We start from the raw sequence: 18,041 nt of genomic DNA on the forward strand, positions 1-18,041 counted from the left end.
GCGCGACGTTGCGGGACCTATCATTCGTTGGAGTATGAACCTTGTGACCGCTACCACACGATGAGGACATGATGACCGGAAGCACCCCCAGCCCCATGCACGGCCTGATGATGGACCGTCCGCTGCTCATCAGCGAGATCGCCCGCTACGCCGACCGGCTGCACGGCGACCAGGAGATCGTCTCCTTCACCGTCGACAACCCCCGCCACCGGTACACCTACCGGGAGGCCTTCGCCCGGGCCCGGCAGCTCGCCAACGCCCTCGAACGCCGCGGCCTGTCCATGGGCGACCGCATCGGCACCCTGGCCTGGAACGACTACCGCCACTTCGAGCTGTACTACGGCGTCTCCGGGGCCGGGATGGTGTGCCACACCATCAACCCCCGCCTGTTCGAGGACCAGCTCGTCTTCATCATCAACCACTCCGACGACAAGATCCTGTTCATCGACCCGATGTTCGTCGGCACCGTCGCCGCGATCCTGCCGCGGCTCGACAACACCCCCGACATCGTCGTCCTCACCGACGACGAGCACCTGGCGGGCGCCCTCGCCGGCTCCGACCTGAACGCCGTCAGCTACGAGGCCTTCATCGCCGACGAGTCCGACGTGTACGAGTGGCCGCAGTTCGACGAGCACACGGCGTCCTCCCTGTGCTACACCTCCGGCACCACCGGCAACCCGAAGGGCGTGCTGTACAGCCACCGCTCCACCGTGCTGCACAGCTACGGGGTGGCACTGCCCGACGTGTTCAACCTGGCCGCCACCGACGTCGCCATGCCCGTCGTCCCGATGTTCCACGTCAACGCGTGGGGCGTCCCCTACGCCACCGCGATGGTCGGCACGAAGATCGTCTTCCCCGGGCCGAAGATGGGCGACCCCGAGGAGCTGCAGAAACTCATCGAGGAGGAGGGGGTCACCACCTCCGCCGCCGTGCCGACGGTCTGGCAGGGCCTGATCGCCTACCTCGAGAAGAGCGGCAAGCGCATCGACAGCGTCCGCACCCTCATCGGTGGCGGCTCCGCCGTCCCGTTCTCCCTGATGGAAGCCTACGAGCAGCGCTACAACGTGGACCTCGTCCACGCCTGGGGCATGAGCGAGACCAGCCCGCTGGGCACCATGTACCACCCGACCACCGCCCTGCAGAAGGAGTCCGAGGAGGTGCAGACCGCGGCGCGGGCCAGCCAGGGTGCCCCGCCGTTCGGTGTGGAACTGCGCATCGTCGACGAGGACGGCACCGTGCTCGCCAACGATGACGAGGAGGTCGGCGCCCTGCAGATCCGCGGACCGTGGATCGCCTCCGGCTACTTCGGTGGCGGCGGCGAGGACTCGTTCACCGACGACGGCTGGTTCGACACCGGCGACGTCGCCGCCATCTCCCCGCTGGGCTACATGCGCATCGAGGACCGGGCCAAGGACCTCGTGAAATCCGGCGGCGAATGGATCAGCTCCATCGACCTGGAGAACACGGCCGTCGCCCACCCGGCCGTGCGGCAGGCCGCCGTCATCGCCATGCCCGACGAGAAGTGGCAGGAGCGTCCGCTGCTCATCGTCGTGCCGGAGGAGGGCGCGACCATCGACACCGCGGACCTGCTCGGCTTCTTCACCGGCAAGGTGGCCAAGTGGTGGATCCCGGACGCCGTCGCCGTCGTCGACACGATCCCGCTGACCGCCACCGGCAAGATCAGCAAGCTGACGCTGCGCAAGCAGCTCAAGGACGGTCAGCTCACGCTGCAGCGCTAGTCACGTCCGTATCCTGCTACGCTCGCATCCTGACACGGGGTGCCGCCCGATCCGGGCGGCTGAGATCACACCCGTTGAACCTGAACCAGTTCGTACTGGCGGAGGGACTGTCAGGGTCCGGGCATGTCCGGGCGTACCCGTGCACACCGGTGCACGTCAGCACATGCCGGCCCGAGGGTCCTTACCGCTTGTGACCGAAAGGCATGAGCATGAACCTCACCGATCAGACCGTCCTCGTCACCGGGGGCGCCCGCGGCCTCGGCCGGGCACTCACCGACGCCTTCCTCCGTGAAGGCGCGACCGTGATCGTCAACTACTTCTCCAGCGGGGACGCCGCGGCGTCCCTCATGGCGGACCACCCCGGACGCGTCCTCGCCGTGCGGGCCGACGTCCGGGACCGGGAGCAGGTGGACGCCCTGTTCACTGCGGTCGCGGACGCCGGTCTCGGCCCGGTCACCACGGTCGTCAACAACGCCCTGGTCGACTTCTCGTTCAACGGGGACGCCCGCCCGAAAGCCGCCGACATCACCTGGTCCGACTTCCACCGTCAGTTCGAGGGCTCGGTCGCCGGCGCGGTGAACGTCATCCAGGCCGCCCTGCCCGGCTTCCGGGCGGCCGGCGGTGGACGGGTGGTGAACATCGGCACGAACCTGTTCCAGAACCCGGTCGTCCCCTACCACGACTACACCGCCGCCAAGGCCGCACTCCTGTCTCTGACCAGGACCTTCGCCGATGATCTCGGGCCGGAGAACATCACCGTCAACATGATCTCCGGTGGTCTGCTGCGCACCACGGACGCCTCCGCCGCCACGCCGGACGCCGTCTTCGACACCATCGCCGCCGGGACGCCCCTGCGCGAGGTCACCACCCCGGAACAGTTCGCGGACACGGCCCTGTTCTTCGCCTCCCCGTGGGCCCGGGCGGTCACCGGGCAGAATCTCGTCGTCGACGGTGGGCTGGTGAAGAACTGATGCACCTCAACCTCTTCGCCTACGGCTGCGGCCACCACTCCGCCGCCTGGCGCGCCCCGGATTCCGCGTTCGACCGGATCGGGGATGTGACCTGGTGGGAGGACCTGGCGCGGACCGCGGAACGAGGGCACCTCGACGCCTTCTTCCTCGCCGACGGCCAGTCCCTGAGCCCGGTCCCCGGACCGTCGTGGTTCCTCGAACCGCTCACCACGCTGACCGCCCTGGCGCGGGCGACCGGCCGGATCGGCCTGGTCAGCACCATCTCCTCGACCTTCTGGGACCCGTTCCACGCCGCCCGGCTCAGTGCGGGCCTCGACCACATCTCCGCCGGCCGCGCCGGCATCAACGTGGTGACCTCCATGACGGACGCCGAGGCCCGCAACCACGGGATGGACCGTCTCCCCGACCATGCGGAGCGCTATGCCCGCGCGGCGGAGTTCATCGGTGCCGTGACCGCACTGTGGGAGTCCTGGCCGACCGGGGCGTCGCCGGAGCAGGCGGTACCGGTGGACCACCACGGCCGGTTCTTCGACGTCGACGGGCCGTTGAACATCCCCGCTACACCACAGGGTCACCCGGTGCTGTTCCAGGCCGGGGCGTCCGAACCGGGCCGTGACCTGGCCGCCCGGTACGCCGAGGGGGTCTACGCCGTGGCGTGGGACCTGGAATCCGCCCGCGACTACCGTCTGGATCTGCGCCGACGCGCCGCCGAGTACGGCCGTGACCCGGATGACCTGGTGATCATGCCGGGACTGGTGACCTTCGTCGGGGAGACGGAGGAGCAGGCGAGGGCACAGCAGCGGGAGCTCAACGAGCTGCTGCCGGTGCAGGATTCCCTGGATCAGCTGTCCTTCTTCGTCGGGCAGGACACCTCCGGGTGGGACCTCGATGCACCGGTCCCGGAGCTGCCGCCGCTGGCGGAATTCACCGGCCCGGCCGGACGCTACGGCACGGTCCTGCGGATCCTCGCCTCCTCCCCCGGCGGCCGGCCCACCGTCCGTGACCTGCTGGGTTACCTGGCCGCCGGGGGTGGTCACGCCACCTTCGTCGGTACCCCTGAGCAGATCGCGGACGAGATGGAACGGTGGATCGTCGACGGTGCTGCCGACGGGTTCAACCTCATGCCGCCGACCCTGCCCGGCAGTCTCGACTCCTTCGTCGACCTGGTCATCCCGGTGCTGCAGGACCGTGGCCTGTTCCGCCGGGAGTACACCACCGGCACGCTGCGGGGGCATCTCACGGCCTAGCCCGCACCGGGGATGTCGGCATCGCGCGACGCCAGGATGGTCGGGGGACCTCGCCACCGACCTCACGTCGCGCGATGCGGACATGCCCCGGGCGTCCACCACGGCCGTGCCGGGCTCCGCCGGCGGACGCAGCACCGAAACCCCGCCGAAACACCGGCACCGTAGCCTCTGACCTGTCACGCGGTGCACGACCGCTGCCGGGCCCGTTGACGGGCACTTCCGGCACAAGAGAGCATTCCTGCACACCGCCGACCGACCGTCGCCCGACGGCCGGTTCCCCGGTCTGACCAGGAGGTCCCCCATGAGCACCCTGTACACCGACGCCGTCATCATCCCCGTCGACCCCGCCCTGCCCCGCTGGTTCACCGGCTGGCTCGCCGTCGACGACGCCGGCCGCATCAGCGGTCTCGGTGAGGGGACACCCCCGACCGGGAGCACGGCGTCCGGAAGTGAACCCGAGGTCGTCGACCTCCACGGCGCGTTCCTCACCCCCGGCTTCGTCTCCGCGCACAGTCACATCTACACCGGCGGGATGCGCGGCATCGCCCACTCCGAACCGCTGTACACCTGGGTCACACAGAACTCCGCCATGCTCGCCGAGGCCGACCCGGAGATCATGTACTGGCTCTCCCGCGCCGGCGGCCTCGACCACCTCGCCGCCGGCATCACCAGCGTCTACAACTTCACCCAGTCCCGGGTGGTGTGCCGGTTCGACTACGCCTCCTCCACCCTGAAGGCGGTGAAGGTCCACGAGCCGGACTTCGTCACCCGCCAGATCGACGGGGTGGCGGACGCCGGCATCCGCTCGGTCACCTCCGTCCGCGTCGACGACGAACAGCTCCCCGAGCAGGACGCCGTCGCCGGATTCGACGCCGCCATGTCCCACCTGGCCACGATCGACGCCAAGTCGCCGGCACTCAATCTCGGCGGCTCGGTCTACGGGGCGGTGCAGTGGGCGTCCGGCCGGCGCACCGCCGAGCTGGAGAAGGAGCTGATGGAGAAGTGGCGCATCACCAACCAGGCACACTTCGTGGAGACCGCGGAGCAGATCGACATCCAGCAGGCGAAGTTCGACTGGTACGACGGTGCCGGGGTCCTGGGCCGGGATTTCGCCTTCGGCCACTTCGTCCACCCGACGGAGAAGATGGTGGACCGGGTGGTCGAGTCCGGCACGTCGGTGGTGTGGCAGGCGATGTCCAACGGGCGTCTCGGCTCCGGCATCGCCGACATCACCGGACTGCTCGCCCGGGATGTCACCGTGGGGATGGGGGTGGACGACCAGTCCTGCACCGACGGCTCCGACCCCTTCGAGAACATGCGGCACGGCCTGTTCACCCAGCGTGCCGTGCATTCGGACGCCGCCGTCCTCGCCGTCGACGACGTCCTGCGGCTGCACACCCTGGGTTCGGCGTCCTCGGTCGGGGTGGCGGACAGGGTGGGCTCACTGACGGTCGGCAAGTACGCCGACCTGCTCGTCGTCGACCCCCGGGACCCTGCGACCGGCCCGGTGTGGGATCCGGTGGCGACCTATGTGCTCGCCTGCCGGCAGCGTCACCTGAAGAAGGTCATCGTCGGCGGGCAGGTGGTGTGGGGTGCCGGGGCCGTCACGGCCGCCGACGGCGTCCCCGCCGAGGAGGTCAACCGCCTAGCCGACGAGGGGATGGTCCGTTCCGCCGCGGCGTCCGGGTTCACCCCGGCGCTGTGACCGCGGGCCACCGCCTACCCTGTAACCCATGAGAATCACCGTCATCGGGGCCGGCGTCATCGGCCTCTCCTGCGCCCACGACCTGGCCGAGGACGGCCACGAGGTCACCGTCGTCGCCGACCACGGCCCCGGGGACACCGTCTCCGCGCTCTCGGCCGCCCTCTGGTTCCCGTTCGCCGCCGAGAAATCCCCGACGGTCGACCGGATCCTCGAGCGGTCGTTGGCCCGGTTCGCCGAGCTCGCCGGCCAGGCGTCCGACGCGGAGGGTGCCGGCGCCGACCAGGTCACCGACGACATCCCGCCGGTCGAGATGCGCACCGGCACCGTCTTCGAGCGGGCCACCCCGCCCGACCGTTCCTGGGTGGATCCGGTCGTCGCCGTGCTCGGGCAGGACGCCGTCCGCCCGGTCGACGGCGGTATGGAGACCACACTGCCGATGATCATGATGCCGACGTACCTTGCCTGGCTGATGGACTCCTGCCGCATCGCCGGGGTGCGGTTCCGGTGGGAGAAGGTGGAGTCGCTCGCCGCTCTGGCGGGCACCGCCGATGCGGTGGTCGTCGCCGGTGGGCTGCGCGGCGGTGAACTGCTCGGCGGCGATGACGAGGTCACGCCGATCCGTGGGCAGGTCGTCGTGCTCGCCAACGGGTACGAGGCCGACGACGAAGACGGCGCGGATGGCGAGGACGGCGCCGACCCGGGCGTCGCGCCGCTGACCCGGTGGGCGACCGACAACGACCACCCCGACGGCGAGACCTATGTCCTGCCGCGGGTCGATTCCGTCGTCGTCGGCGGCACCGCGGACGTCGGGTCGTGGGACGAGGAGCCGTCGGCCGAGACCGCGGAGGCGATCCTGGCCCGGGCGGCGGTGCTGGTGCCGGAGACCGCGACACTGCCGATCCTCGGCCACGGGGTGGGGCTGCGTCCGGGGCGCACCACGCTGCGGGTGGAGCAGGTCGACCCGACCGACCTGCCGTCGGTCGGGGTCCCGGTCATCGCCGCCTACGGGCACGGCGGATCGGGTGTCACCCTGAGCTGGGGTACCGCCGAGCGCGTCGTGGAGCTCGTCGACGGGCTCTGAGCCGCGGAACGGGCGAGCCGCTCCCCTCCGCGCGTCCGCGCGTCCACGCGTCCGCTCCTCGCCAAGTTAGTCCGGGGAGAGGTCACTCCGGAGGCCGGATCGTGACCTCTCCCCGGACTAACTTCCGGGCGTCCGGGTTATCCACAGGCGCACCCCGCAGCCGGCCGACAGTTGTCCACAGAATCCGCACCCCTCTACCGTTGCGCGCCGTTTTCCGCTTCACTGGACAGTGCACACCACGGGGGACTACGGAGGAGGGGCCGTGGAACACGACGGAACGGGATACGACAGCACACCCGAAGCACCGGATGAGGGAGGGGACGACCGGCAGGACCAGCGTCGCCGGGCATTCAGGCAGAAGAAGCGCCGACGGCGCGCGTGGCTGTCGCAGGCGGAACGCGACGGCCGTATCCCCGCCGGTCGCGGGCTCGAACACTCCCGGCGCGTCTATCCGCGTCCGGCCCCGGTCAGACGCACCACGCTCACCGGACAGGGGCTCACGCGGACCCGGATCAGCCGGTTGTTCCGGCCGCTCACCAAAGGGGTGGTCGTCGCCGTCGAGCAGGAGGACATGCCGGAGGAGTTCCGCGTGACCCCGGAGGACTGCGACGGCTTCCATGCCGACATCGTCACCCGGGCGCGGGCCCACTGGCTGCTGAACATGCTGACGGTGATCGGGTACTGGGCCGCGCTCGCCTACCACGGTGTGCCCTACTGGTGCGACGGAGCTCCCGTCGTCCTGCTGACATCCGGGTCCCCACGCGGTGAGGCCAGATCCTGGCTGGCCAGGCTGACTCCGACGGTGCCGGTGTTCCGTCGGTTCCGGTCGGGGACGCCGACGGTGTGCCCGGATCCGGAATTCCCCCGAATGAAGGTGGTCACGGCCCCCGTCGCTGCGGCCCAGTGCCTGAAGTCACTGCTGCGCGGCACGTTCGGGTGGACGGTGCCCGGAAATGTCCCCGGTCTCACTGTCCGGGAGGTCCGTGCCGTCCAACTGTTGGACGCCGTCTACCAATGCACCTACCTCACCGCGGCGGCCGTCCGTGAGGGTGCCCGACGACTCGTCGACCGGGAGGTGCTGGACCGGCTGCTGGCGCTGGCGGACACCGGCGCCCAGTCCCCGCGGGAGACTCTCCTCCGGCTCTACGTGCGGGACGCCCTGCCGCCGGGTTTCCACTGGACATCCCAGGTCACTGTCCGCCTCGACCCGGACGGGCGGCCGTGGAAACACCTCATCGCCGACCTGGCCTGCGAGGAGTTGAAGATCGCGCTGTTCTACGACGGTTCGTACCACCGTGCCGAGGAGCGGCGCAGTATCGACTTCTCCCAGGTGCAGCAGCTCCGGGCCCTCGGGTGGGAGGCGGTGCGGGTCGATGCGGCGCTGATGCGCGATGTGGCGGAGATGATGGAGCAGGTCACTGCGTCGATCGCTCGTGCGCGCGACGGCGGGTCCGGAAGTTAGTCCGGGGAGAGGTCACTCCGGAGGCCGGATCGTGACCTCTCCCCGGACTAACTTTGGGGCGCGGTCGGGCGCGGTCGGGCGGGCCGGGCTTTTCGCTCAGCTGCCGCGGTAGGTGGAGTAACCGAACGGGTTGAGCAGCAGCGGGATGTGCAGGTGCCGCGGGGCGTCCGGGTGGTCCGCCGGATCGTCGACGGTGAAGGTCACGTCGACCCACGGGTACAGGGTCTCCCGCCCCTGCGCCGCCAGGTGGTCGCCGGTGAGGAAGCGTAGCCGGTACGTCCCGGGCTCCGGGTCGGTGACGAAGCGGTAGCGCCCGTCGGCGTCCGTGGTGGCGGATTCGAGCACCTCGGTCCCGGCGGTCACCTCCGCTCCGGTCTTGTGCACCGTCAGTGCGACCAGTTCGACCTGGAGGCCTTCCGCGGGGCGTCCGGTGGTGGTGTCGAGGCAGTGGGTGGACAGGCTCATGGTTCTACTCTTCTCTGTTCTTCTCTCCGGTTACCCGGTGATCCAGCCGCGCAGGCGCAGCTGGTTGATGGCGTCCAGGTTGGCGACGGTGACGGGCCATTCGTCGGCCGGCGCGTTGTCCAGCCGGGCGAGCAGGTCGTCACGGATCTCCCGGGCGGAGCGCCCGGCCGCGCGGACCAGGTAGTTCCAGCCGAACTGTTCCCGGTAGCGGGGCTGCAGGTCCCGCAGGGCGTCGAGCTCGGCGTCCCCGGTCGCGCCGAGCGCCGCCGCCTGCTCGCTGGCCGACCGGGTGCCGGCGGCGACCGTCCCGCCGATCGGGGGGTGGGCGTTGACCGCGTCGCACACGGTCCGCCGACTCTCCCGGTCCTGCGCGGTGAGCAGGGCGGACGCCGTGGCGCACAGCTGGTCGACACTGTCGTACGGGCGGGACGCCGCCACCGATTCCGCCAGTGCGGGGCTGCCGAACAGGTCCGCGAGGTCCGTGGTCAACCGGTCGACGGGGGCGGCGTTGAAGTCCGCGAGAGTGAAGGCCATGGTCCCCATTATGCGGCCCTGTCGACGGTGTCGCCTGCGACGGCGACGGCACTGACCGCCCGGTCGTCGCCGAGGATCATCAGCGCGAACAGGAGCTCCGCGGTGGTGGTGCACTGCTCGGCGCGTTGCTCGAGCACGGGTGAGGAGGCCGGGTCGAGAACGACGAGATCGGCGTCCTTGCCCACCTCGAGGCTGCCGACCGAGTCCGCCACGCCCAGTGCCTCCGCACCGCCGAGGGTGGACAGCCGCAGCAGTTCGGCGACGGACAACGGGGAGCCGAGCAGCCGGGAGACCTTGTAGGCCTCCCCCGCGGTGGTCAGCGGTGACAGCGAGGTGCCGGCGCCGACATCGGAGCCGAGGCCGATGCGCAGGTCGTCACCACCGGCGAAGGCGGTGTCGTGCAGCGGGAACAGTCCGGAGCCGAGGAAACTGTTGGACGTCGGGCAGTGTGCGAGGGAGGCGTGCGCCTCGGCGAGGCGTCCGGTCTCCCGGTCGGAGAGGTGGACGGCGTGGCCGAAGACCGCACGACGGCGGACGAGTCCGGCGGCATCGTAGACGTCGGTGTAGTCGGCGGCGTCCGGGAAGAGTTCGGCGACCCACCGGCACTCGCCGAGGTTCTCCGCGAGGTGCGTCTGGATGACGACGTCGGGGTGGGCGGCGGCGAGTTCGCCGAGGGCACGCAGCTGGGCGTCCGAGGAGGTCGGGGCGAACCGCGGGGAGACCGCGTATTCGAGGCGCCCCACCCCGTGCCAGCGTTCCAGCAGGTCGAGACTGTCGGCGACGGCACTGTCGGGGGTGTCGAGCAGCTCGTCGGGGGCGTTGCGGTCCATGCAGGTCTTGCCGGTGATGATCCGGAGGTTGCGGTCGTGGGCGGCGCGGAACAGGGCGTCCGCACTGCCCTTGTGCACGGTGGAGAACACGCAGGCGGTCGTCACACCGTGGGCGATGAGCTGGTCGGTGAACAGGCGGGCGCGGGTCTGCGCCCATGCCTCGTCGGCGAACCGTGCCTCGGCGGGGAAGGTGTAGCGGTCGAGCCAGTCGAGCAGTTCCTCACCGGGTGAGGCGATCATGCCGAGCTGCGGGTAATGGACGTGGCAGTCGACGAAGCCGGGGACGATGAGACGGTCGCCGTGGTCGGCGACAGTGGCGTCCGGGTAGGCCTTGCGCAGGTCGGACGCCTTCCCCACCGCCTCCACGGTGCCGTCGGAGCGGTCGACGACGACACCCCCGCCGGGCAGGTCGAGGAGGTCGTCCACCCCGGTGAGCGGGGTGACGACATGGCCGGTGTGCAGGGTGTACATCACAGCTCCAGTATGGGGGCTCGGCGGGGTCGGGGGTGGACATTCCGGATCATCTGCTGCCCTCCGCCGCCCGGATCTCCGCGGCCCGCACCTGCGCGTCACGTGCCTCCGCCACGGCGATGCGGGCCTCCGCCGCCTTGCGCTCGGCCCACGCCGCAGCACGTTCGGAGTTGTTGAGGACCACCTCATAGGATTCCGAGTCCCCGGTCGGACCCAGTTTCTCCGACGGCTCCTTCCCCGCCGGTGCCGGGGCGAGGTGCCCGCCGTCCTGCCGGTTGAGCAGCAGGTTCAGCACGATGACGACGACGGCACCGGCGGAGATGCCGGAATCCAGGATCATGCCGAGTTCATCGGGCAGCTTCCCGTACAGTCCGGGCTGCACGCTGGGCAGCATCGCCACGGCAACGGACACGCCGACGATGAGGGCACGGGTCTCATTCCACGCGACCGTGGACAGCGTCCTGATTCCGGACGCCGTGACCATGCCGAACAGTGCCACTCCCGCACCACCGAGGACGGGGGCCGGGATGCCGGTGACGACCGCACCCATCTTCGGCAGCAGGCCGAGCAGCACCAGGATCACACCGGCGGCGGTGACGACGTAGCGTGAGGCGATGCGGGACAGGGACACCAGCCCGACGTTCTGGGCGAAAGCCGTGTAGGGGAACGTGTTGAAGATGCCGCCGAGGACGGTGGACAGGCCGTCGGCACGCAGGCCGTCCGACAGGGTCTTCCCGTCGACGGGTTTCTTCACGACATCGCCGATCGCGATGATGTCGCCGGTGGTCTCGGTCATGATGACCAGACCGACGAGCACCATCGTCAGGATCGAGGCGATCTCGAACGTGGGGGCGCCGAACTGGAACGGGGTGGGCACCCCGACCCACTCCGCCGGGCCGACCTGCGACCAGTCGGTCGCGCCGAGGAACTGGCCGACGACGGTGCCGACAATGATGCCGCCGAGCACGGCGAGTGACCGGAACGCCGGCGGGGCGAAGCGGTGGATGAGGATCACCACGACCAGGGCGATGATGGCGAGGATGAAGTTCTGCGTGGTGCCCTGGTCGGACTCGGCCGCGGAACTGTTGAACACCCAGCCGGAGGCGACGGACAGCAGTGACAGGCCGACGACCGTGATGATGGTTCCGGTGACCAGGGGCGGGAAGTAGCGGACGATCTTCGCGAACAGTGGGGCGACGAGGATCATCACCACACCGGTGACGATCACCGAGCCGTAGATCGCCGTCACGCCGTGTTCCGAGCCGATGGAGATCATCGGGGCGACGGCGACGAAACTCACCCCCTGCATGAGCGGCAGTTTCGCGCCGAACCGCCACAGGCCGACGGACTGGACCACCGAGGCGATGCCGGCGACGAACAGGTCGGCGACGACGAGGTGGTGCAGGTCCCCGGCATTGAACTGGCCGGCCTGGATCAGGGCGCCGCCGACGATCAGGGGGACGGCGACCGCCCCCGCGTACATCGCCAGCACGTGCTGGAGACCCAGGATGATCAGCCGGCCCAGTGGTGGTCGCTGATCGACCGGATGCGGCAGGTCCGGGGTGTCGTGGGAGGAAACGGTCATGCCGGACAGTGTTCCTGTCGGGTGTTACAGCGCGGTGACACCTGTGTTGCGGCGTCCGGTAACGGTCACCAAGTGCGGCGTCCGGCGTCTCCGAACTGACCCGGATCGGACAGGATCGTCGGGGAATTCCGGCAGATCCGGGTCAGCTCGCGTCACCGCACGGTACGGTGGCCCCACACAACGGGGTGGGGGAACCATGGACGGCAACAGACGCATCTGGACGACGGCGGACCTGCGCGCGGCGGGACTGGACCGGGGAAAGGTGTCCGCAGCGGTGGAGCAGAAGAAACTCCACGTGATCAGACGGGGACTCTACGTCACGGACGACGACGCGCACCTGATACTCCAGGCGCTGGCCCGGGGATACCCGGGCATCACCTTCACCGGACGCACCGCCGCGTTCCTCTACCGGGCGCTCCCGATGACGTGGCCGGCGACGGCGGAACACCCGACCAACCGGCACCGTGACCACCTCATCGACATCCGCCGACGGGTGGGCCGGCCCACCAGGCAGGTCGGCTGGACGACCGTCGCCGCCCCGGTGCTGGTCGCCCTCGACCTCCCGGAACCGGACGCCGTGCGCGTCCTGGAGAACGGCTACGCCGGATTCACGGGCTCGCGCCGGCTCGAGGAGGACCTGGCGCAGTTGTCGCGGCGGGAGCGGACGCTGCTGGAGCCGGTGCTGCGCACAGTGGTTCTGGGTACGGCGAGCCAGCTGGAGCAGACGGCGGTGACCGCCATCAGGAAGGCGCTGGCGGCGGAGGTGGACGCGGGGACGGTCACCGTCGAGACGAACAAGCTGTTCCGGGGGTACTGGTTCGACGTGATGATCCGGGAGGCACGCGTCCTCGTCGAGATCGACAGTTACGCCTTCCACGGTGAGGGGAAGGCCAGGAAGTCCGCCTTCGTCAGGGACCGGCACAAGGGCAATCAGGTGACCAGGTGGGGATGGTTACTGCTGCGCTATCCGGATCATGCGGTGAAGAACCTGCCGGAGTACGTGGGGGCGGAGGTGGCGGACACCGTCCGGTTCACGCTGGCACACGACCGGGGACGCCGCGGGGACGAGGCGCTCGACACGGACCGGCCGGTGCAGGAATGGTATCCGGAGGTGTGACGGGTCAGGGTGACCCGGGGCGTCCCGGAATGACCCGGGATGTCCCGGGTTGTCCCGAGCTGACCCGGATCGGGCGGATTCGCCGGACGAAACCGGCAGATCCGGGTCAGCTCGCGTCGGACCCTGCCGAGGACGCAGCCACGGACCCTGCCACGGACTCAGCCACGTCCACCGCGGTCCAGGCCATCGCCGTGGCCCCGTCGAGCAGTGTCCGCTCTGCCACCGCCCCGACACAGGCGTCCGCGAACTCGGCCTGGTGGTTGAGCACCGGGAACGAGTCCACCCCGATGTACGGGTGGATCGCCGGCACCGCCCAGGAGACGTTGGCGAAATCGGTGGAGGCGCGGCACATCTCCGCCGCCGGGTCGTCGCCTTCGGTGTGCAGGTCCCGGCCGAGGGCGGTGGCGTTGGCACGGTAGAACCCGAGGGCATCCTCGCAGGTCCGCATGTCGGAGTACGGCTTCGACTCGTCCACGATCTCCACCTCGCACCCGGTGGCCAGCGCGCCGGCGCGGAAGCAGTTCTTCACCTTCTCAGCGGTCTCCGCCAGTTCGGCCATGTCCCCGGCGCGGACGTACCAGCGTCCACGGGTCTTCCCGGGGATGGCGTTGGGGGCGTCCCCGGCGTGGGTGACGATGCCGTGCACCCGGACCGAGGCGGGGAGCTGCTGGCGCAGCAGTCCGACGGCCACCTCGGCGACGGTGAAGGCGTCCGCCGCGTTCACGCCCTCGGTCGGGTAGGACCCGGCGTGGGAGGCGTGGCCGGTGTAGGTGATCTCCCAGTGCTCCACGGCGAACGGCCGGGCGCGGACGACGTCGACGGGGGCGGGGTGGACCATCATGGCGAACCCGAGACCGTCGAAGGCCCCGCGGTCGAGCATCTCGATCTTGCCGCCGCCGCCTTCCTCGGCCGGGGTGCCGAAGACCTCGACGGTCAGGCCGAGGTCGTCGGCGCTCTCCGCCAGCGCCACGGCGGCGCCCAGCGACATCGTGGCGATGAGGTTGTGGCCGCAGGCGTGACCGATGTTGGGCAGGGCGTCGTACTCGGCCATGAGGGCGAGCCGGAACGGGCCGGAGCCGGCGACGGCGTGGAAGGCGGTCTCGAGTCCGACGTAGTTCTCCTCGACCGCGAAGCCGTGGTCGCGCAGGTAGGCGGCGCACCGGGCGGCGGAGGCGTGTTCCTGCCAGGCGGTCTCCGGGTGGGCGTGCAGCCACTCCGACAGGTCCACCAGCGACGGCTGCAGTTCGGCGATCCGCGCCTGCAGGGCGGCCTTGCGGTCATCCACCTCACTCATCGCCGGGCACCCCGTAGGAGGGGGAGGACGCCGGGTCGGTGCCGCGGGCGACATAGTCGTCCCGCTGCGGCAGCCAGAGTTCCAGCAGGGCGGCGAGGTCGCCGAGCGGGGTCTCCGACCAGTCGACCCGCAGATCGGTCTCCGCCCAGCCGGCGCCGCGGATGACGGCCAGTCCTGCGGAGTGCACCGGGCCCGCTTCGCCGCCGGCGGCGAGGCCGGCCTGCATCGCGGTGAGCAGCCGGGTCTCCAGGTCCCCGTCCGCGGCGTCGAAGGCGGCCAGCATCTGCGCCGGGACCCGGTCGTCGGCGAGCATGTTGCCGGCGCAGACGGCGTCCTGCCCGACGGCCGAGGCGTAGGTGCCGAGGGTGTGCGGTCCGGACCAGGCGACCGGGGCGCCGGTCGGGCCGAGGACGCTGATCTGGCGGTAGTCGAGGGTGGTGTCGGCGGCACGCAGGGCGTCCAGTGCCCCGTCGGCGGACGCCCCGGAAGCGAGGGCGTCCAGCAGGAATCCGCCGAACCGCGGGTCGGTGATGTTCTGCGAGGCGACGGCGCCGACCCCGCCACGCAGGTGCAGGCAGCGGGCGGCGACCGCGGGCGAGGAGGAGCTGACGGCCATGCCGAAGGCCACGGAGCCGTCGGGGGCGACCTCGCGGGCGACGATGGAGAAGGTCATCTACAGCACCGCCGTCGCGTCGATCTCGACGAGCCATTCCGGGCGGGCCAGGGCGGAGACGACGAGGCCGGTGGAGACCGGGTGCACGCCCTTGAGCCAGCGGCCCATGACGCGGTAGACGGCTTCGCGGTAGCGGATGTCGACGAGGTAGACGGTGACCTTGACGATGTCCTCGAGGGTGCCGCCGGCCTCCTCCATGAGCATGGCGATGTTCGCCATCGCCTTCTCCGCCTGGGCCTCGACGTCGCCGACGCCGACGTTCTCGCGGGTGTCGAGGTCCTGGCCGATCTGGCCGCGGAGGTACACCACCCCGTTCGCGACGACGGCCTGGCAGAGGTCGTTGTCGAGGTTCTGCTCCGGGTAGGTGTCGGCGGTGTTGAACGGGCGGATGCGGGTGTGCTTCATCGGATGGTCTCCTGTGCGGTGGCGGGGGTGGGGCGGTAGGCGGCGTAGCCGCGCTGGATCTGGATCTCGTCGACGACGTACTTCGCGTCGTGCCAGCAGCCCCAGATGAAGCTGGAGCCGCGGCGCGACAGCCACGGCAGGCCGACGAAGTACACCCCGTTGACGGGGCTCACGCCACGCTGGTGGGCGGGGCGTCCGGCGGTGTCGAGCACGCCGTCGACCTGCAGCCACGAGTAGTCGACGCCGTAGCCGGTCGCCCAGATGACGGTGGTGATGCCGGCGGCGGCGAGGTCGAGTTCCAGGGTGGGGTCGGTGACGTCGGCCGGGTCGGGGCCGAGGACCCACGCCTCCGGCTCCTCGGGCAGGTCCAGACCGTTGGCGGCGATGTAGGCGTCCGCGTCGGCGAAGAGTTCGAGGAGGTTGCGGTCGCCGGCGTGGATGTTGTCGGCGAGGTCCTCCCGGATGCGCAGGACGCCCCGGTCGTCGCAGGCCTCGGCACGGCCGACCAGGTGGATGCCGTCGGCGGCGAGGTCGCGGAAGTCGACGGTGTAGCCGCCGTCGGCACCGGTGACGGCGATGGTGACGTGCTCCGCGCCGACCGGCGGCGCGGCCATGTCCCACTTGCCGAGCACGCCGAGCCACCACACGTTGTCCCGGCCGCGGTACCGGCGCGGCGGGCGGTCGTGTTCGCCGACGGCGAGGGTGACGTCGCGGCCGGCCCTGTTGAGCTCGACGGCGATCTGGAGTCCGGAGGAGCCGGCGCCGACGACGAGGACGCCGCCGTCGGCGAGCTGCTCCGGGTTGTCGTAGTCGGCGGAGTGGATCTGGGTGATGCCCCGCCGCTCCGCGACGGTCGCCGGGATGACCGGCGGGATGACGGGGGTCTGGAACGGGCCGGTGGCGGCGACGACGTGGTCGGCGATGATCCGGCCCAGGTCACCGGTGGCGGTCTGCCGGGTGGTGACCAGGTAGCCGCCCTCGCCGGTGCGCGGGGTGACGGAGATGACCTCCACCCCGGTACGCAGCGGGGCGCCGATGAGGGCGGCGTAGTCCTCGAAGTACTGTGCGACGCGGTCGTGGTGGGCGAACTCGTCCGGGTCGACCGGTGCGGCCCCGGAGGCGGTGGGGGCGTCGAAGGTGAGGCCCGGGAAGCGGTCGTGCCAGGCGGGGCCGTTGGCGCAGAGGGAATCCCACCGGCCGGTGCGCCACTTCTCGGCGATGCGGTCGCGTTCCAGGACGATGTGGGGAATTCCGGCGGTGGTGAGGTGCTCACTGGTGGCGATGCCGGACTGGCCGCCGCCGATGACGACGACCTCGGTCTTTTCGGCGCCGGCTGCCGTGTCGAATGCTGTGCCGGATACAGGGCCGGCTGCTGGGGATGTGTCAGGGGTTGTCATGGAATTCAGTGTCTGCAGCACACCGCGACATAGCAACCATGATTTAATGAGATTCTGCATCACTTAAATTGATTTACAATTCTGTTACACATCACCTGCAGGTATCGACCGAGGAGCGCACCATGCCGAAATCCCGCGACGCCCTGACCCTCACCCAGCTGCGCTACTTCGCCCGCGTCGCCGAGCTCGGGTCGATGACCGCAGCCGCCGACGAACTGTTCGTCGCCCAGTCCGCGGTGAGCACCGCCATGCACCAGCTGGAGAAGACCCTCGGCGCCACGCTGTTCATCCGGCGCCGCTCCCGGGGTGTGCTGCTCACCGAACAGGGCCACGCCTTCCACACCGCGGCGCTGCGGGTCCTCGACTCGGTCGACGAGGCGGTGGGCGCCCTCTCCCCCGGCCAGCTCAGCGGATCCCTCACCGCCGGCTGCTTCACCACCCTCGCCCCCTACTGGCTGCCGGAGGTCCTCGAACGGCTGCAGTCCTCCTCACCCGGACTGACCTGCACCATCCGGGAGGTGACGGGTGACCAGGTGGTCTCCCTGCTGCAGCGCCGCGAGATCGAGGTCGCCCTCACCTACGACTTCGACTACGGCCGCGGCATCGATTTCGAGCGCATCATCGAGGCGCCGATCTACGCGGCGGTCGCCGCCGACGACCCGCTGGCGCGGCGGACCTCGGTGACCCTGGCCGAGCTGGCGTCCCGCCCCCTGGTCCTGCTGGACATGGACAAGTCCACCAACTACTTCCTGTCGCTGTTCCGGGACGCCCATCTGCGGCCGCTCATCCACCAGCGGTTCGAGTCGATGGAGGTGGTGCGGTCGATGGTGGCCCGCGGCCACGGCTACACGATCCTCAACCAGCGTCCCGCCCACGATCTCACCAACGACGGACGCCACCTGGTCCGGCTGCCGATCGACGGGGTGCGCTCCCGGCTGCAGACCGGGGTCGCCCACCGGTCGGGTGAACCGCTGTCCCGGAAGGGGCAGGCTTTTCTCGACGCCTGCCGGGACACTCTGTCACAGGAATGATGCTTCATTGTTTCCGGAATGTGTCTTCAGATTA

General features: G+C 70.3%; 16 protein-coding genes and 1 riboswitch. Of the genes, 8 read left to right on the forward strand and 8 right to left on the reverse strand.

What is annotated here, in order from left to right; genetic code table 11:
• Positions 1–71: 71 nt before the first annotated feature.
• The 6 genes from FSW06_RS08550 to FSW06_RS08575 all read left to right on the forward strand — a co-directional run bounded on the left by FSW06_RS08550 (position 72) and on the right by FSW06_RS08575 (position 8,205).
• Positions 72–1,739, forward strand: coding sequence for a long-chain fatty acid--CoA ligase (locus FSW06_RS08550; protein WP_238525984.1), 1,668 nt, complete (start codon positions 72–74; stop codon positions 1,737–1,739).
• Between the two features lie 25 nt (positions 1,740–1,764).
• Positions 1,765–1,864, forward strand: a riboswitch (TPP riboswitch).
• Between the two features lie 84 nt (positions 1,865–1,948).
• Positions 1,949–2,710 carry a 3-oxoacyl-ACP reductase gene (locus tag FSW06_RS08555; protein ID WP_010121334.1) on the forward strand — a complete coding sequence of 254 codons (762 nt, stop codon included), beginning with the start codon at positions 1,949–1,951 and terminating at the stop codon, positions 2,708–2,710.
• The gene (locus FSW06_RS08560) at positions 2,710–3,957 is read left to right on the forward strand and encodes an LLM class flavin-dependent oxidoreductase (protein ID WP_010121336.1); all 1,248 of its coding nucleotides are present in this window, start codon (positions 2,710–2,712) and stop codon (positions 3,955–3,957) included. Before FSW06_RS08555 ends, FSW06_RS08560 begins: the two co-directional genes overlap by 1 nt.
• 301 nt (positions 3,958–4,258) lie before the next feature.
• Complete coding sequence (locus FSW06_RS08565; RefSeq protein ID WP_010121338.1) at positions 4,259–5,662, forward strand: amidohydrolase family protein; 1,404 nt, start codon at positions 4,259–4,261, stop codon at positions 5,660–5,662.
• 28 nt (positions 5,663–5,690) lie between these two features.
• Entirely contained in the window at positions 5,691–6,743 is a 1,053-nt protein-coding gene (locus FSW06_RS08570; protein WP_010121340.1) for an FAD-dependent oxidoreductase, read from the forward strand.
• Between the two features lie 262 nt (positions 6,744–7,005).
• Positions 7,006–8,205 carry a DUF559 domain-containing protein gene (locus tag FSW06_RS08575; RefSeq protein ID WP_010121342.1) on the forward strand — a complete coding sequence of 400 codons (1,200 nt, stop codon included), beginning with the start codon at positions 7,006–7,008 and terminating at the stop codon, positions 8,203–8,205.
• A gap of 96 nt (positions 8,206–8,301) precedes the next feature.
• Here FSW06_RS08575 and uraH read toward each other — a convergent pair whose 3' ends face one another.
• The 4 genes from uraH to FSW06_RS08595 are packed head-to-tail and all read right to left on the reverse strand — an operon-like array spanning position 8,302 to position 12,090.
• Positions 8,302–8,670, reverse strand: coding sequence for a hydroxyisourate hydrolase (gene uraH / locus FSW06_RS08580; protein ID WP_010121344.1), 369 nt, complete (start codon positions 8,668–8,670; stop codon positions 8,302–8,304).
• A gap of 30 nt (positions 8,671–8,700) precedes the next feature.
• Entirely contained in the window at positions 8,701–9,204 is a 504-nt protein-coding gene (locus FSW06_RS08585) for a 2-oxo-4-hydroxy-4-carboxy-5-ureidoimidazoline decarboxylase (RefSeq protein ID WP_139024526.1), read from the reverse strand.
• An 8-nt stretch (positions 9,205–9,212) separates the two neighbouring features.
• Entirely contained in the window at positions 9,213–10,505 is a 1,293-nt protein-coding gene (gene guaD / locus FSW06_RS08590) for a guanine deaminase (protein WP_010121348.1), read from the reverse strand.
• Positions 10,506–10,554: 49 nt separating this feature from the next.
• The gene (locus FSW06_RS08595; protein ID WP_010121350.1) at positions 10,555–12,090 is read right to left on the reverse strand and encodes a nucleobase:cation symporter-2 family protein; all 1,536 of its coding nucleotides are present in this window, start codon (positions 12,088–12,090) and stop codon (positions 10,555–10,557) included.
• Positions 12,091–12,286: 196 nt separating this feature from the next.
• Between FSW06_RS08595 and FSW06_RS08600 the strand changes: the two genes are divergently transcribed.
• Positions 12,287–13,207 (forward strand): type IV toxin-antitoxin system AbiEi family antitoxin domain-containing protein, encoded by a 921-nt coding sequence (locus FSW06_RS08600; RefSeq protein WP_010121352.1) that lies wholly within the window; start codon positions 12,287–12,289, stop codon positions 13,205–13,207.
• 106 nt (positions 13,208–13,313) lie between these two features.
• Here FSW06_RS08600 and FSW06_RS08605 read toward each other — a convergent pair whose 3' ends face one another.
• The 4 genes from FSW06_RS08605 to FSW06_RS08620 are packed head-to-tail and all read right to left on the reverse strand — an operon-like array spanning position 13,314 to position 16,976.
• Entirely contained in the window at positions 13,314–14,501 is a 1,188-nt protein-coding gene (locus tag FSW06_RS08605) for a M20 family metallopeptidase (RefSeq protein WP_010121355.1), read from the reverse strand.
• Entirely contained in the window at positions 14,494–15,174 is a 681-nt protein-coding gene (locus FSW06_RS08610; RefSeq protein ID WP_010121357.1) for a DUF1028 domain-containing protein, read from the reverse strand. Before FSW06_RS08610 ends, FSW06_RS08605 begins: the two co-directional genes overlap by 8 nt.
• Positions 15,175–15,579 carry a RidA family protein gene (locus FSW06_RS08615; protein ID WP_010121359.1) on the reverse strand — a complete coding sequence of 135 codons (405 nt, stop codon included), beginning with the start codon at positions 15,577–15,579 and terminating at the stop codon, positions 15,175–15,177.
• Positions 15,576–16,976, reverse strand: a complete 1,401-nt coding sequence (locus FSW06_RS08620) for a flavin-containing monooxygenase (RefSeq protein WP_083827076.1) — start codon at positions 16,974–16,976, stop codon at positions 15,576–15,578. The genes FSW06_RS08615 and FSW06_RS08620 overlap by 4 nt, the downstream gene beginning before the upstream one ends.
• 122 nt (positions 16,977–17,098) lie before the next feature.
• Here FSW06_RS08620 and FSW06_RS08625 point away from each other — a divergent pair, with 122 nt between their 5' ends.
• Positions 17,099–18,007, forward strand: coding sequence for a LysR family transcriptional regulator (locus FSW06_RS08625; RefSeq protein ID WP_010121363.1), 909 nt, complete (start codon positions 17,099–17,101; stop codon positions 18,005–18,007).
• Positions 18,008–18,041: the final 34 nt, after the last annotated feature.

Source organism: Corynebacterium nuruki S6-4, from assembly GCF_007970465.1.
Lineage (GTDB): Bacteria > Actinomycetota > Actinomycetes > Mycobacteriales > Mycobacteriaceae > Corynebacterium > Corynebacterium nuruki.